This window comes from Citrobacter sp. C5_2 (assembly GCF_014596845.2).
In the GTDB taxonomy this organism is placed as follows: Bacteria; Pseudomonadota; Gammaproteobacteria; order Enterobacterales; family Enterobacteriaceae; genus Citrobacter; species Citrobacter werkmanii.
In genome coordinates this window covers 3,718,888-3,732,615 of sequence record NZ_CP115032.1, presented here as the reverse complement: position 1 = coordinate 3,732,615, position 13,728 = coordinate 3,718,888, and the positions used below count along the sequence as shown (strand labels likewise).

Annotated in this window: 15 protein-coding genes, 1 other RNA gene and 1 pseudogene; 12 read left to right on the top strand and 5 right to left on the bottom strand. The window is 53.8% G+C overall.

Annotation, left to right across the window (positions count from 1 at the left end):
• Positions 1–6 precede the first annotated feature (6 nt).
• The 4 genes from ICA20_RS18215 to amtB all read left to right on the top strand — a co-directional run bounded on the left by ICA20_RS18215 (position 7) and on the right by amtB (position 5,424).
• On the top strand, positions 7–1,779 hold the full coding sequence (locus ICA20_RS18215; protein ID WP_038638295.1) for a SmdA family multidrug ABC transporter permease/ATP-binding protein: 1,773 nt from the start codon (positions 7–9) through the stop codon (positions 1,777–1,779).
• Entirely contained in the window at positions 1,772–3,550 is a 1,779-nt protein-coding gene (locus ICA20_RS18210; RefSeq protein ID WP_038638298.1) for a SmdB family multidrug efflux ABC transporter permease/ATP-binding protein, read from the top strand. Before ICA20_RS18215 ends, ICA20_RS18210 begins: the two co-directional genes overlap by 8 nt.
• Positions 3,551–3,767: 217 nt before the next feature.
• Complete coding sequence (gene glnK / locus ICA20_RS18205; protein WP_006685697.1) at positions 3,768–4,106, top strand: P-II family nitrogen regulator; 339 nt, start codon at positions 3,768–3,770, stop codon at positions 4,104–4,106.
• 31 nt (positions 4,107–4,137) lie between these two features.
• Positions 4,138–5,424, top strand: a complete 1,287-nt coding sequence (gene amtB, locus ICA20_RS18200; protein WP_038638301.1) for an ammonium transporter AmtB — start codon at positions 4,138–4,140, stop codon at positions 5,422–5,424.
• Positions 5,425–5,496: 72 nt separating this feature from the next.
• On the opposite strand, the gene tesB is transcribed toward amtB, so the two are convergent.
• Positions 5,497–6,357: an acyl-CoA thioesterase II gene (gene tesB / locus ICA20_RS18195; protein WP_038638304.1), complete on the bottom strand. Its 861-nt coding sequence runs from the start codon at positions 6,355–6,357 to the stop codon at positions 5,497–5,499.
• A gap of 211 nt (positions 6,358–6,568) precedes the next feature.
• Between tesB and ICA20_RS18190 the strand changes: the two genes are divergently transcribed.
• The gene (locus ICA20_RS18190; protein WP_038638307.1) at positions 6,569–7,138 is read left to right on the top strand and encodes a YbaY family lipoprotein; all 570 of its coding nucleotides are present in this window, start codon (positions 6,569–6,571) and stop codon (positions 7,136–7,138) included.
• Between the two features lie 31 nt (positions 7,139–7,169).
• On the opposite strand, the pseudogene ICA20_RS18185 reads toward ICA20_RS18190, so the two are convergent.
• Positions 7,170–7,559: pseudogene (locus tag ICA20_RS18185) on the bottom strand (MGMT family protein).
• A gap of 84 nt (positions 7,560–7,643) precedes the next feature.
• Here ICA20_RS18185 and ffs point away from each other — a divergent pair.
• The 3 genes from ffs (at position 7,644) to ICA20_RS18170 (ending at position 8,361) form a co-directional block, all read left to right on the top strand.
• Positions 7,644–7,740, top strand: an RNA gene (gene ffs / locus ICA20_RS18180) — signal recognition particle sRNA small type.
• Positions 7,741–7,894: 154 nt separating this feature from the next.
• Positions 7,895–8,146: a hypothetical protein gene (locus tag ICA20_RS18175; RefSeq protein WP_038638313.1), complete on the top strand. Its 252-nt coding sequence runs from the start codon at positions 7,895–7,897 to the stop codon at positions 8,144–8,146.
• The gene (locus tag ICA20_RS18170) at positions 8,143–8,361 is read left to right on the top strand and encodes a hypothetical protein (protein ID WP_038638314.1); all 219 of its coding nucleotides are present in this window, start codon (positions 8,143–8,145) and stop codon (positions 8,359–8,361) included. Before ICA20_RS18175 ends, ICA20_RS18170 begins: the two co-directional genes overlap by 4 nt.
• 59 nt (positions 8,362–8,420) lie before the next feature.
• Here the strand turns inward: ICA20_RS18170 and ICA20_RS18165 are convergent, their stop codons facing one another.
• On the bottom strand, positions 8,421–9,848 hold the full coding sequence (locus ICA20_RS18165) for a PLP-dependent aminotransferase family protein (protein WP_038638318.1): 1,428 nt from the start codon (positions 9,846–9,848) through the stop codon (positions 8,421–8,423).
• Positions 9,849–9,936: 88 nt separating this feature from the next.
• On the opposite strand from ICA20_RS18165, the gene ICA20_RS18160 reads away from it, so the two are divergent.
• Together ICA20_RS18160 and ICA20_RS18155 are read left to right on the top strand one after the other, a co-directional pair.
• On the top strand, positions 9,937–10,566 hold the full coding sequence (locus ICA20_RS18160) for a membrane protein (protein WP_038638321.1): 630 nt from the start codon (positions 9,937–9,939) through the stop codon (positions 10,564–10,566).
• Between the two features lie 64 nt (positions 10,567–10,630).
• Positions 10,631–10,984, top strand: coding sequence for a DUF1428 family protein (locus tag ICA20_RS18155; protein WP_038638323.1), 354 nt, complete (start codon positions 10,631–10,633; stop codon positions 10,982–10,984).
• Positions 10,985–11,035: 51 nt separating this feature from the next.
• Here ICA20_RS18155 and ICA20_RS18150 read toward each other — a convergent pair whose 3' ends face one another.
• On the bottom strand, positions 11,036–12,589 hold the full coding sequence (locus ICA20_RS18150) for an EAL domain-containing protein (protein ID WP_038638327.1): 1,554 nt from the start codon (positions 12,587–12,589) through the stop codon (positions 11,036–11,038).
• A gap of 188 nt (positions 12,590–12,777) precedes the next feature.
• Here ICA20_RS18150 and ICA20_RS18145 point away from each other — a divergent pair, with 188 nt between their 5' ends.
• Both ICA20_RS18145 and ykgO read left to right on the top strand, forming a co-directional pair.
• Positions 12,778–13,038, top strand: coding sequence for a type B 50S ribosomal protein L31 (locus ICA20_RS18145; protein ID WP_038638331.1), 261 nt, complete (start codon positions 12,778–12,780; stop codon positions 13,036–13,038).
• 1 nt (position 13,039) lies between these two features.
• A complete protein-coding gene (gene ykgO, locus ICA20_RS18140) occupies positions 13,040–13,180 on the top strand; it encodes a type B 50S ribosomal protein L36 (protein WP_005125190.1) in 141 nt (46 codons plus the stop codon).
• A gap of 73 nt (positions 13,181–13,253) precedes the next feature.
• On the opposite strand, the gene ICA20_RS18135 is transcribed toward ykgO, so the two are convergent.
• On the bottom strand, positions 13,254–13,724 hold the full coding sequence (locus ICA20_RS18135; protein WP_038638334.1) for a YlaC family protein: 471 nt from the start codon (positions 13,722–13,724) through the stop codon (positions 13,254–13,256).
• Positions 13,725–13,728 lie beyond the last annotated feature (4 nt).

Here is a 13,728-nt window from a genome sequence, read left to right as displayed (position 1 = left end):
TAACGCGTGCGATTATTTGCTCAATTAAGCTGGTACTTCCGCCGGGAGTGGCGTCGCTACCTTGGAGCAGTGGCTCTGCTTATTATCATCGCTATCCTTCAGCTTATTCCGCCGAAAGTGGTCGGGATCATTGTGGATGGCGTAACAGCGCAACGCTTCACCACCGAGAGGCTGCTGATGTGGGTTGGCACAATCGCCCTGATTGCGGTGGTCGTGTACTTGCTGCGCTATGTCTGGCGCGTACTGCTGTTTGGCGCATCCTACCAACTGGCGGTTGAGCTGCGAGAAGATTTTTACCGTCAATTGAGTCGCCAGCACCCCGAGTTCTATCTGCGCCACCGTACGGGTGATCTCATGGCGCGCGCCACTAACGATGTTGATCGAGTGGTGTTTGCCGCTGGCGAAGGCGTGCTGACGCTGGTGGATTCGCTGGTGATGGGGTGTGCGGTACTGATCGTGATGTCTACGCAGATAAGCTGGCAACTGACGCTTATTGCGCTACTGCCGATGCCGGTGATGGCGTTAATGATCAAACGTTACGGTGATCGACTCCATCACCGTTTTAAGCTGGCGCAGGCGGCGTTCTCCAGTCTTAACGATCGTACTCAGGAGAGCCTGACCAGCATTCGCATGATCAAGGCTTTTGGCCTGGAGGATCGGCAGTCGGCGTTATTTGCCGCAGATGCTGAAGACACCGGTAAGAAAAACCTGCGGGTGGCGCGTATTGACGCCCGTTTTGACCCAACGATTTATATCGCCATTGGGATGGCTAACCTGCTGGCGATTGCCGGAGGAAGCTGGATGGTGGTGCACGGTTTGCTGACGCTCGGCCAGCTCACCAGCTTTATGATGTATCTCGGTCTGATGATTTGGCCGATGCTGGCGCTGGCATGGATGTTTAACATTGTCGAACGCGGCAGCGCCGCCTACAGCCGTATTCGCGCCATGCTGGCTGAAGCGCCGGTGGTGGATGACGGTACTGAACCGGTGCCGGAAGGACGCGGCGAGCTGGCGGTGGCGATTCGCGAATTTCGCTACCCATTGACGGCTCAGCCAGCGCTGGAAAACGTGAATTTCCAGCTCAGACCCGGACAGATGCTGGGCATCTGCGGCCCGACCGGCGCGGGGAAAAGTACGGTGCTGTCGCTGATCCAGCGTCATTTCGATATCAGCCAAGGGGATATACGTTTTCATGATATCCCGTTATCGCGCTTACAACTTGATAGCTGGCGCAGCCGGCTGGCGGTGGTTAGCCAGACGCCGTTCCTGTTTTCAGATACCGTCGCCAATAACATCGCGTTAGGACGCCCGCAGGCCACGCAGGAAGAGATCGAACATGTGGCGCGTCTCGCCAGCGTTCATGAGGATATTTTACGTCTTCCGCAAGGCTATGATACTGAAGTGGGCGAGCGCGGCGTGATGCTGTCCGGCGGGCAAAAACAGCGAATCTCTATTGCCCGTGCTTTGCTGTTGAATGCTGAAATTCTGATCCTGGATGATGCGCTGTCGGCAGTAGACGGCCGTACCGAGCATCAGATCCTGCATAACCTGCGCCAGTGGGGCGAAGGCAGAACTGTGATTATCAGCGCTCACCGTTTATCGGCCCTGACGGAAGCCAGCGAGATTATTGTGATGCAGCATGGGCATATTGCTCAGCGTGGTGAGCATGACGTGTTGGTGCAGCAGCCAGGCTGGTATCGCGATATGTTTCGCTATCAGCAACTGGAAGCGGCGCTGTCCGACGCGCCAGAGATAAACGGGGAGGCGGCTAATGCGTAGTTTTGGGCAATTATGGCCGACCCTGAAAAGGCTGCTGAAGTACGGTTCGCCATGGCGAAAACCGCTGGCGATTGCGGTAGTCATGCTGTGGGTGGCGGCGGCGGCGGAAGTCAGCGGCCCGCTGCTAATTAGCTATTTTATCGATAACATGGTGGCGAAAAACAACCTGCCGCTGGCGATGGTCGCCGGGCTGGTTGCGGCGTATGTGGGATTACAGCTGCTGGCGGCGGGTCTGCATTACGCGCAGTCACTGTTATTTAATCAGGCGGCGGTTGGCGTGGTGCAACAGTTGCGCACCGATGTCATGGACGCAGCGCTTCGCCAGCCGCTCAGCGCCTTTGATACTCAGCCCGTCGGGCAGCTTATCTCCCGAGTAACGAATGACACTGAAGTGATTCGTGACCTGTATGTGACGGTAGTGGCAACGGTTCTGCGCAGTGCGGCCTTGATCGGCGCGATGCTGGTGGCGATGTTTAGCCTGGAGTGGCGTATGGCGCTGGTCGCGATGGTCATTTTCCCGGCGGTGCTGGTGGTGATGGTGATTTATCAACGCTACAGCACACCGATTGTGCGCCGGGTTCGCGCTTATCTGGCGGATATTAACGATGGCTTTAACGAAGTCATCAACGGCATGAGTGTTATCCAGCAGTTCCGTCAGCAGGCGCGATTTGGCGAGAGAATGGGCGAGGCCAGCCGTTCGCACTATATGGCGCGGATGCAGACCCTGCGACTGGATGGCTTTTTGCTGCGTCCGCTGCTTAGCCTTTTCTCGGCGCTGATCCTCTGCGGTTTATTGATGCTGTTCAGCTTTACCTCTGGCAGTTCGATCGAGGTGGGGGTGTTGTATGCGTTTATTAGCTATCTCGGGCGGTTGAACGAGCCGCTTATTGAGCTGACGACCCAGCAGTCAATGCTGCAGCAGGCGGTTGTCGCCGGTGAACGTGTGTTCGAATTGATGGATGGGCCACGTCAACGCTATGGTGACGATGACCAGCCGCTAAAGAGTGGGGATATCGAGGTAGATAACGTTTCATTTGCTTATCGTGACGACAATCTGGTGCTGCAAAACATCAGTCTTTCCGTGCCTTCGCGTAGCTTTGTGGCCCTGGTCGGGCACACCGGCAGCGGCAAAAGTACGTTGGCAAGTCTGCTGATGGGATACTACCCGCTGACGCAGGGGGAAATCCGCCTTGATGGGAGACCGCTGTCTTCGCTGAGCCACGGGGTATTGCGTCAGGGCATCGCGATGGTGCAGCAGGATCCGGTGGTGATGGCGGATACCTTCCTGGCAAACGTCACGCTGGGCCGCGATATCTCAGAAGCACGGGTATGGCAGGCGCTGGAAACCGTGCAACTGGCGGAACTGGCGCGCGGCCTGAGCGAGGGAATTCATACCCGGCTGGGCGAGCAGGGCAATAATCTCTCCGTTGGGCAGAAACAGTTGCTGGCGCTGGCGCGGGTGCTGGTTGAAACGCCGCAGGTCCTGATCCTCGATGAAGCCACGGCCAGTATTGACTCCGGCACGGAACAGGCGATTCAGCAAGCGCTGGCGGCGGTGCGTGAACACACCACGCTGGTGGTGATTGCGCATCGCTTATCGACGATTGTCGATGCGGACACCATTCTGGTACTGCACCGTGGACAGGCGGTTGAACGTGGTACGCACCAGCAATTACTGGCGGCGCAAGGCCGTTACTGGCAGATGTATCAACTGCAGCTGGCGGGCGAAGAGCTGGCGGCCAGTACGCAAGAGGATTCCATTATTGCCTGATAGCTGAGACCAACCCGGTATCGTAGGCCGGACGGCAATCAACAATCTGGTGCAAAAATGTAACGCACTATGCACCGTTATAGTGCGTTTTTTCTTCTTCTTCCCCCACTCCCCTCGGCTGGCCCGAATCATCCTGCTTTTTCATTCCTGGCACATCCCTTGCAGTATTCATCTGGTGTATCTGCAGCCACTACTGAATTCTGACTGGAGGGGATCTATGAAGCTGGTTACCGTGGTAATCAAACCGTTCAAACTGGAAGACGTCCGCGAAGCCTTGTCGTCTATTGGTATTCAGGGGCTGACCGTCACCGAAGTGAAGGGGTTTGGCCGACAGAAAGGTCATGCCGAGCTGTACCGTGGGGCTGAATATAGCGTCAATTTTTTGCCCAAGGTGAAGATTGATGTGGCGATTGCCGATGACCAACTGGATGAAGTGATCGATGTCATCAGCAAGGCGGCCTACACCGGAAAAATTGGCGACGGCAAAATCTTTGTCGCCGAGCTGCAACGCGTGATTCGTATTCGTACCGGCGAAACTGACGAAGCCGCACTGTAACGTCTGGCACACAGTGATAGGAAACCAAAAAATGAAGATAGCAACGATGAAAACAGGTATGGCTTCACTGGCGCTGTTGCCGGGACTGGCGATGGCGGCACCGGCGGTCGCGGATAAAGCGGATAACGCTTTTATGATGATCTGTACCGCGCTGGTGCTGTTTATGACCATTCCTGGCATTGCGCTGTTTTACGGCGGTTTGATTCGCGGTAAGAACGTGTTGTCGATGCTGACTCAGGTGACGGTGACATTTGCCCTGGTCTGTATTTTATGGGTGGTTTATGGCTATTCACTGGCCTTTGGCGAAGGGAATAATTTCTTCGGCAACTTCAACTGGGTATTACTGAAGAACATTGCGCTGACGGCGGTCACGGGGAGCTTCTACCAGTATATTCACGTTGCTTTTCAGGGCTCTTTCGCCTGTATCACCGTTGGGCTTATCGTTGGGGCGCTGGCTGAGCGTATTCGCTTCTCGGCGGTACTGATTTTTGTGGTCGTGTGGTTAACGCTGTCTTACATCCCAATAGCCCACATGGTCTGGGGCGGCGGTTTGCTGGCTTCTCATGGCGCACTGGATTTTGCTGGCGGGACGGTTGTACATATCAACGCGGCGATAGCCGGTCTGGTGGGGGCTTATTTGATTGGCAAACGCGTCGGTTTTGGTAAAGAAGCTTTTAAGCCGCATAACCTGCCGATGGTCTTCACTGGCACCGCCATTCTCTACATTGGCTGGTTTGGCTTTAATGCCGGTTCTGCGGGCACGGCGAATGAAATCGCTGCGCTGGCCTTCGTCAATACCGTGGTCGCCACCGCTGCCGCCATCCTCGGGTGGATCTTCGGGGAATGGGCGTTGCGCGGTAAACCGTCTCTGCTGGGGGCCTGTTCTGGGGCCGTTGCGGGTCTGGTTGGCGTAACGCCTGCATGTGGTTATATCGGTGTCGGCGGCGCGTTGATTATTGGCGTGGCAGCCGGTCTGGCGGGCCTGTGGGGAGTGACGATGCTGAAGCGTTTTCTGCGCGTGGACGATCCGTGTGACGTGTTTGGTGTTCACGGCGTGTGCGGCATTGTCGGCTGTATCCTGACCGGGGTTTTTGCCGCCAGCTCGCTGGGTGGTGTAGGTTTTGCCGAGGGCGTGACCATGGGGCATCAGCTGCTGGTGCAACTGGAAAGCGTGGCGATTACCATCGTCTGGTCCGGCGTGGTGGCCTTCATCGGTTATAAGCTGGCGGATATGACGGTGGGTCTGCGCGTACCAGAAGAGCAGGAACGCGAAGGTCTGGATGTGAACAGTCACGGCGAGAACGCCTACAACGCCTGATTTCTCAATATGCCGGATGGCGCTAACGTTTATCCGGCCTACAACGATGTAGCCTGTAGGCCGGATAAGACATCAATTACGATTACGCATGACCCCTTCCTGTACGGTAGAAGCGACCAGCACGCCATCCTGCGTATAAAATTCCCCGCGCACAAAGCCCCGGGCGCCGGAGGCGGAAGTACTTTCGACGTTATACAGCAGCCATTCATTGATATTGAACGGACGATGGAACCACATTGAGTGGTCAATGGTGGCGATCTGAATCCCTTTTTCCAGGAAACCAATCCCGTACGGTTGCAGCGCGACGGGCAGGAAGTTCAGGTCAGAGGCATAACCCAGCAGATACTGATGGACGCGCAGATCGTCTTGAAGTTCACCGTTAGCGCGGATCCATACCTGGCGGGTCGGAGGTGCGACATGACCTTTTAAGGGGTTATGAAACTCCACCGGGCGCACTTCCAACGGACGATCGTTGATGAACTTTTCTTTCAATAACGGTGGCAGAAGATGCGCCACTGAGCGGGCAATTTCTGTTTCTGATTTCAGCTCATCGGGACCCGGCGCATCCGGCATGGTTTTCTGATGTTCAAACCCGTCTTCTGGTGCCTGAAAGGAGGCGGTCATGTAAAAAATGGGTTTACCATTCTGGATTGCGGCAACGCGGCGCGCGCTGAAGCTGTTACCATCACGCAGGACTTCTACATCATAAATGATGGGTTTTTGGCTATCGCCGGGGCGTAAAAAGTAGCTGTGAAAGGAGTGCACCAGACGTTCTTCCGGAACGGTTTCTTTCGCGGCATACAGCGCCTGACCGACAACCTGTCCGCCAAAAACCTGACGTAACCCTAAGTCTTCACTTTGGCCGCGAAAGAGCCCTTCTTCAATTTTTTCCAGATTTAACAGTGTCAGCAAATTTTTGAGTGCCAGACTCATAGGAGCTCTCCAGGTGATATCGATGTCGCGCGAGTTAGGCAGAGTATAACGCAATTTTAAAAGTGGTCCGATGGGTGCAATTGTCTGAATTACTGGCCTATTACAGGCAAAAACAGCTGTCTTGTGCCACACTTAATCACGTTATGTTTTTGTTAACCACTCTTCTGGCGAGGAAAGTTCTCGCTGGTGCATAGATGATAAGGAGAATTTAATGAAACTCGTGCACATGGTAAGTGGTTTAGCGGTTGCAGTCGCTCTGGCGGCCTGCGCCGATAAAAGTGCAGATATTCAGACACCTGCGCCAAGCCCTAATACGTCAATTTCTGACACACAGTCTAAAATTCAACAGCCGAATGTATCTGGTACAGTATGGATCCGCCAGAAAGTGGCCTTGCCACCGGATGCTGTGCTAACTGTCACGCTGTCGGATGCGTCGCTGGCCGATGCGCCATCAAAAGTGTTGTCGCAAAAAGCGGTGCGTACTGAAGGCAAGCAAGCGCCATTTAGCTTTGTATTACCGTTTAACCCGGCAGATATTCAGCCCAACGCGCGTATTCTGCTGAGTGCGGCAATTACGGTGAATGGCAAACTGGTCTTTATAACCGATACCGTTCAGACGGTTATCAATCAGGGCGGGACGAAAGCCGACCTGACGTTGGTTCCCGTGCAGCAGACCGCAGTCCCGCTTAATGCTGGCGGCGGCGCAACCACCACGGTGCCTTCGACTTCACCAACCCAGGTGACTCCGTCTTCAGCCGTTCCTGCTCCCACGCAGTACTAAAGCAGTCGTAACCCTCTCCATGAGGAGAGGGTTAGTACACCCAGCGATAGCGCTGTAAATCGATTTGCCCGCTGCCGGAAACGACAATCCCTTCTGCCAGCAACGCCTGACGTTGTCGTTGCAGATCGGGGCCCGTCAATGAAATAGCGCCGTGGCGATTGACGACCCGGTGCCAGGGCAGGGAACTACCTTCGGGGAGACGCTTAAGTACGCCGCCCACCTGGCGCGCAGCGCGCGGCGATCCGGCAAGTCTGGCGACATCGCCATAGGTGGTGACGAATCCTTCGGGGATTGACGCGACGATTTGCCAGACGCGTTGGGGGAAAGTGTCTTGTATATCCATCATTTATTCCTGCGCTAATCCTTCAGCATAATCCTGAATGGCGAGTGAGTGAAGCCGCATTGCGCAAGAAAACAGCATCCGATGCTGGATGGGTTGCATTTACAGGGTACACCAGTGATAATGCGCCTGCGCGTTGGTTAACAACGCTCTCAATGGGGGCTCTGTTGGTTCTCCCGCAACACTACTCTGTTTACCAGGTCAGGTCCGGAAGGAAGCAGCCAAGGCAGATGACGTGTGTGCCGGGATGTAGCTGGCAGGGCCCCCACCCAATTCTGCCGTCCGGCAATTTCCTTCTGCTTATCTTCTTTTTCTTTGTCACTGTATTGTCATTTTATTGTCATCAAATGCTGTCAATGTGTTTCGGGGATGTTGTTTGACGCTTTTACCGTCGCCGATCACAAGGACTTTTTACAATGTCGACTGCTGTACTGAATGTCAAAATTGATGAAGCGCTGAAAGAAAAACTTCGTCATTACGCCGAAGTGCATAATGAAAATCTAAGTGTCGCGACGGAAAAGCTGCTGCTGATCGCCTTTTCCGCCGTTGAAGAGGCGGGAGTCTCCGCTGAGGATATCGACAGCCAGCATACGGAAGAATCCGTCGTTGATGCACTGACTCCTAAAGAAATCAAAGCATTGCGTAGATTACTGAAGAAGAAAAAATGAAACAACAATCGTTCTCAACCGCCTGTAATTACAGCGAAGCCTGTGAATTGCTGCGATCTGGCTATGTGAAACATGTTCGCCTGAGCTGGAATGTCGGCAGCGATGAGTTCTTCCGTATTGCTTCCGACTGGTGTGATGCCGGGGCAAAAATTAAGAAGGACGGTGAGAATTTTGTGATTTCCCTGAAAGGTTTTCCGGTTCCTCCGCAGTTGTAATTGTGCCGGGACGTTGTTGTCCGTCACAACATACAAAAGCGGGTCCTTTGGCCTGTCGCTTAAATTATTTTGCGCATTTTCCCGCTGCTGGCCTGCAAACGCAGGTTATCCCAAATGGGTTGCAACACCCTGAAGGCGGCGCGTGCTGTATCATCCGGCAATGTGAAGGGCATGCGCAAAAAACGATCGAATGCGCCATCGAGGCCGAAGCGCGTACCGGTTCCTAACTGAATCCCCGCGCTTTCGGCGCGCGCAGCAAAGAGCGTCGCCAGCGTATCGGGCAGTTCGACCCAGAAAGAGAGTCCTCCTTGTGGTTGGGTAAACTGCCATTCCGGGAAATGCATATTCATCAGGCTGGAGCACAGGTCGCGCTGCGATGTCAGCAAGCGTCTTCTGTCAGGCAGAAAGCGCCCGGCGTTATCCAACAACCAACGGGTGGCGAGTTGTTCAAGTACCGGAGAGCCCAAATCGAAAGTGTCGCGGGTTTGTACCAGGGCGGCAATTGTTCGTGACGAAGCCCGAATCCAACCCAAACGTAATCCTCCCCAAAAGCTTTTCCCTGCCGAACCCAGTAAAATGATTGGGGCATCGTGATTGAACGCGGCAAGCGGCGGTGGTGGCGGGGCGTCGTACCACAGGTTCACCATCGTCTCATCGACGACCAACGTCGTACGTGTTCTTTCGGCAATATCCGCCACGACCTGGCGGGTTGCGGCGTCCATACAACGCCCGGTCGGGTTGTGGAAGTCCGGCATCAGGTAGGCCATTCTGGGCGCCGTTTGCGCGATAGTGGCGACCAGACCCGCCGTATCCCAACCCTGCCCGGGTAGCGACACGCCAACGGGTCGACAGGATGCGCCCTGAATAGCGGCAATCGCCAGTGGATACGTGGGGTGATCAACGACGACGCGATCGCCAGGACCTGTCAGCAAACGCAGGATGAGCGCCAGACCGCTGACCGCACCATTTACCACCATTATTTCATCGGGCTGCGTTGGGAGTCCGCGCTCGCAATAATGCCGGGCGATGGATTCACGCAAAGCTGGCAGCCCCTGCGGCAGATACCCGGAACTCAGCAGATGCTGCGGCATCGCAAACAACGCTTGCTGATAAGCCTGATGAATTTCGGGACCGGCACTGAGCGCTGCCGTGGACAAATCAAGCGCTGTGCCAGTGCTGGTTCGCGTTGGCACATGGCGAATATGTTCCGGCAGAATAACCCGCGAACCGCTCCCATGACGGCTCTCCAGATAGCCTTCTTCACGCAGTTGCGCCATCGCGCTGGCGACAGTGGTTCGGCTCACTTCCAGAACGGCAGCGAGTTCACGCTCGCCGGGCAAACGGCTATCCAGCGCCAGCCGACCATCGAGAATCAATAGACGTAGCGCTTCTGCCAGCTGTCGCCAGAGGGGCGTTCGCGAGGGGCTTTCCTGCCAGTGGCCGAGCAGGCGCTGCAAAGACTGACTTCCATAACGGCGAGATGACATAGCAGTCCACTTTTTGAAAACTGGACGTTAATCATAGTGCCAATTGCGGGGAAGATGAAAGCTATCTGAGAGTGAGAGGGGAAAAAGCATGCTGCGTCGTTTACTTCAGCTGTATATCGGTCTGGCGCTGTACGGTGTATCGACGGCCATGTTTGTTCGCGCCGATTTAGGGGCCGATCCGTGGAACGTGTTTCATCTGGGAGTAGCCAATTTACTGTCGATGAATATCGGCGTGGTGATTATTGTCGTAGGCGTGTTGGTGCTGCTGGCGTGGATACCGCTACGCCAGCGTCCCGGATTTGGCACCCTGAGCAATGTTATTATGATTGGGCTGGCGGCAGATGCCGCGCTGGTGATGATCCCGGGATTCGAATCCCTGCCGGCGCGCAGCGTCCTGCTGGTGACCGCGGTGATCCTGAATGCATTAGCCACCAGTTTATACATTGGCGCTGGTTTTGGCGCGGGTCCACGGGACGGCCTGATGACCGGTATTCACGCGCGTACCGGATGGCCAGTACGACGCATTCGCACCGCAATTGAAGTGTCAGTGTTGCTTATTGGTTGGCTGCTGGGGGGAACCGTGGGGGTTGGCACGGTATTGTATGCGCTGGCTATTGGGCCGTTAATTCAGATTTGCCTGCCGTGGTTTCGCCAACAGCCACAGTCGCGTATCCGAGTCAGGAGTGAACCTGGGGCACGATCGCCTGCTGGCGACTAAACTTAACCTCGACTGACGCGGCCAGAATCGGCTTGCTGCGCAGTACACTTCGGAGGTTTTTCTCATGAAGTATGTTGATGGTTTTGTCGTTGCCGTACCCGCTGAAAACAAGGAGGCGTACATTGCGATGGCGGCGAAAGCAGCTCCGCTTTTCAAGGAGTTCGGCGCATTACGCGTGGTGGAGTGCTGGGCAGATGATGTCCCCGACGGCAAATTAACCGATTTTCGCATGGCAGTGAAAGCGCAGGATGATGAAGAGGTGGTATTCAGTTGGATTGAATACCCTTCCAAAGAGGTCCGCGATGCGGCGAATCAGAAGATGATGTCCGATCCCCGTATGAAGGAATTCGGTGAGTCTATGCCATTTGATGGCAAACGAATGATCTACGGCGGATTTGCGCCCATTATGGACGAGTGATGTGACTGGCTGTGCGGCGTGCCGCCAGCCATCTCAACATCAACAGCCATGTCACAGCCGTTTTTCAGCCCACAGAATAAATTCCGCTTTTGGCAGTGCTTTACTGTAAAGCCAGCCCTGACCGTACTGCACGCCATGTTGGCGTAGCCAGGCTGCCTGATTTTCAGTTTCGATACCTTCTGCCACCATTTCCAGCTTCAGCGTTTTGGCAATCTCAATGATATGCGGCGTCACGTTGTTGTACTCCAGGGCATCAACAAAGGATTTATCGATCTTCAGGATGTCCACATCCAGATCCTGTAAATAGCTCAGGCTGGAATAGCCGGTTCCAAAATCATCGATGTATATTGAATGTCCCGCCTGACGATATTTAGCAATAAACGGCGCGCTGTTTTTCGGATCGGCAAACTCGCGTTCGGTCAGTTCCAGCGCGATTTGCGCTGGATTAAGCTGCCAGTGCTTTACCTTCTGGCCTAACAGAGCGGGAAGGGTTTCAGAAGCCAGATCGGCTGACTCAAGGTTAATGGAGATATGCTGATCCGGGTGTTGACGCAGCCATTTTCCTAAATCGTCAAATACGCTTTCAATTATCAAACGCGTGAGGGGTTTTGTCAGTCCGGTCTCCTGCGCCATCGCGACAAAAATTTCAGGCGACAGATAGCTCCCATCGGCCTGCTGCCAACGGGCCAGTGCTTCTGCCCCGACCACTTTTCCCGTTGTTAGCGAAATAATGGGCTGGTAATGGACTTTGATATCCCGATGCTGGATAGCATCCTGCAACTGGTGATGGGGGGACTGTAAGCGACGCAAAATGCGCAGAATAAAGGCGGCGGTAAGCAGGCCGATGATAATCCCGGCCGGGAGCCAGATCAGGGCTTGTCGGTGCCAGGTTTTTTGTAATGGTAGGGTAGATGCCCAGGTGACGATCGTGATGCCCAGTTCAGGAAAGGGGCGGGCATTAAAAATATTGCTATCTTTCTGAAAATGAGTGATCGAATGTTCTTGTTTTACATGCTGCAAAACGTCCGATGGCAGCGCGGCGCTACTGGCAACCACCACGTTGCGCGCGGTGCCAATGATAGTGACTTCGATTGGCCATGAGCCAAACGGGATGACGTCAATAAAGGAACCCGGATCGACCATCACGACATAATGCTCGCTACCTAAAGCTGCCATAAAACGCTTGATGCCCAAATCATTTTGCGTAGTAAGCCATGCGCGATATCCATCCGGCGTGACTTTCATTGCTGGTGGAAATGCGGCAGCCTGGCTGTTTTTTTCCAGAGATGAACATTGCGGAACATTGTCTTTGAGATACAGCACTTCCTGAATATAGCGATAGCTATATGACAAGCGACGCATTTCCAGCAGATGCTCATCACTGCAAGGCACTCCCTGAAAGGACTCTATGTGGCGTAATGCTTTCCTGGCCTGCTCGCCGACGCGTTCTGTGCGCAATGCGACTCGTGTTGAGAACATATCGAGTTCATCAATAAACTTTGTTTCGACCTGACGATGTGCCAGCCACATGCTTAAACCTACGGGGGCGAGGATAGAAAGAAACAGCACCCCTGTCACCAGGCTTATCAGATGTCGTGTTGTCACAATGATATCCTTATTAACACAGCGTAAGGAAAGTATATCCGAAAGCCGAAAAAGCTATTCGATTGGCATCATATATTTAGGGCCACTTATCACCCCGTTTGTTTGCCCGTAGCGTAAATCAGGTTGTGATTTAAATACGAGTGGTGTACTTTAATGGTTATGTTATAACGTAACAATTTGAGGTTGCCATGAAACCGGATATCCATCCTTTTTATCGTACCGTGGTGTTTCACGATACCAGTGCCAATGAATACTTTAAGGTCGGTTCGACCATCAAAACCGAACGTGAGATTGAGTTCGAGGGGAAAACGTACCCGTATGTGACCCTTGATATCTCTTCTAAGTCACATCCGTATTACACCGGAAAACAAAAGACCTTTGACAACGAAGGTAGCGCAGCCCGCTTCCAGAAACGTTTTGGTCATTTTATTGGCGCTAAGCGAGGTTAAAATGCAGGTACTCAATTCGCTTCGCAGCGCAAAACAGCGGCACCCTGACTGCCAGATAGTGAAACGCAAAGGGCGTTTGTATGTTATCTGTAAAACAAATCCGCGATTTAAAGCGGTACAGGGCCGTAAAAAAAGACGTTAATTTCTTTGCCGGCATTCAGGGGCTAAAGTGCGTTTCCTTCACAGGGACGCACTTTTTTATGTCAGAGGCGAAATTACTGGCTGGCCTGCGGGCGGGTGAGCGTAAACACATCGTAGAACGAGAGTTCGCCTTTACGTGAAATCATCTTTTGCAGTTGTGTTTTATGCTCGCTATCAACGGAAGGGGAGTGCAAAATAGAGTCGATGAGTGAGGAGGGAACAAAACGCGTGTTGTACCATTCACCGTTATAACAAACTCTGAAATCCAGGACGTCGATGTCTTCATAGCGATAACGCGGCGCCACGTCGAAAAAGAAAAAGCCGTTAAGTATGACAAACAGTACTGCCAGCAGCCATACCGAATCGACCAGCGTTTCTGACTGTAGCATTACCGCCAGCGTGGCAAACCATGCCACATACATACCGATAAACAGCCCCGGATGTTTGCGAATAAAACTGATGCTAAAGCGCGGTTTGTTGTCGCGCTTCTCGCGAATATTTAAGTCATCGATTGTTTCGGTAAGCAGGCGCTGTATTTCTGTCATCTCT

Excerpts from the sequence above, each read along its gene's own strand:
- ICA20_RS18210 (WP_038638298.1), top strand. The coding sequence starts at position 1,772 with ATGCGTAGTTTTGGGCAATTATGGCCGACCCTGAAAAGGCTGCTGAAG.
- glnK (WP_006685697.1), top strand. The coding sequence starts at position 3,768 with ATGAAGCTGGTTACCGTGGTAATCAAACCGTTCAAACTGGAAGACGTC.
- amtB (WP_038638301.1), top strand. The coding sequence starts at position 4,138 with ATGAAGATAGCAACGATGAAAACAGGTATGGCTTCACTGGCGCTGTTG.
- tesB (WP_038638304.1), bottom strand. The coding sequence starts at position 6,357 with ATGAGTCTGGCACTCAAAAATTTGCTGACACTGTTAAATCTGGAAAAA.
- ICA20_RS18190 (WP_038638307.1), top strand. The coding sequence starts at position 6,569 with ATGAAACTCGTGCACATGGTAAGTGGTTTAGCGGTTGCAGTCGCTCTG.
- ICA20_RS18175 (WP_038638313.1), top strand. The coding sequence starts at position 7,895 with ATGTCGACTGCTGTACTGAATGTCAAAATTGATGAAGCGCTGAAAGAA.
- ICA20_RS18170 (WP_038638314.1), top strand. The coding sequence starts at position 8,143 with ATGAAACAACAATCGTTCTCAACCGCCTGTAATTACAGCGAAGCCTGT.
- ICA20_RS18165 (WP_038638318.1), bottom strand. The coding sequence starts at position 9,848 with ATGTCATCTCGCCGTTATGGAAGTCAGTCTTTGCAGCGCCTGCTCGGC.
- ICA20_RS18160 (WP_038638321.1), top strand. The coding sequence starts at position 9,937 with ATGCTGCGTCGTTTACTTCAGCTGTATATCGGTCTGGCGCTGTACGGT.
- ICA20_RS18155 (WP_038638323.1), top strand. The coding sequence starts at position 10,631 with ATGAAGTATGTTGATGGTTTTGTCGTTGCCGTACCCGCTGAAAACAAG.
- ICA20_RS18145 (WP_038638331.1), top strand. The coding sequence starts at position 12,778 with ATGAAACCGGATATCCATCCTTTTTATCGTACCGTGGTGTTTCACGAT.
- ykgO (WP_005125190.1), top strand. The coding sequence starts at position 13,040 with ATGCAGGTACTCAATTCGCTTCGCAGCGCAAAACAGCGGCACCCTGAC.
- ICA20_RS18135 (WP_038638334.1), bottom strand. The coding sequence starts at position 13,724 with ATGACAGAAATACAGCGCCTGCTTACCGAAACAATCGATGACTTAAAT.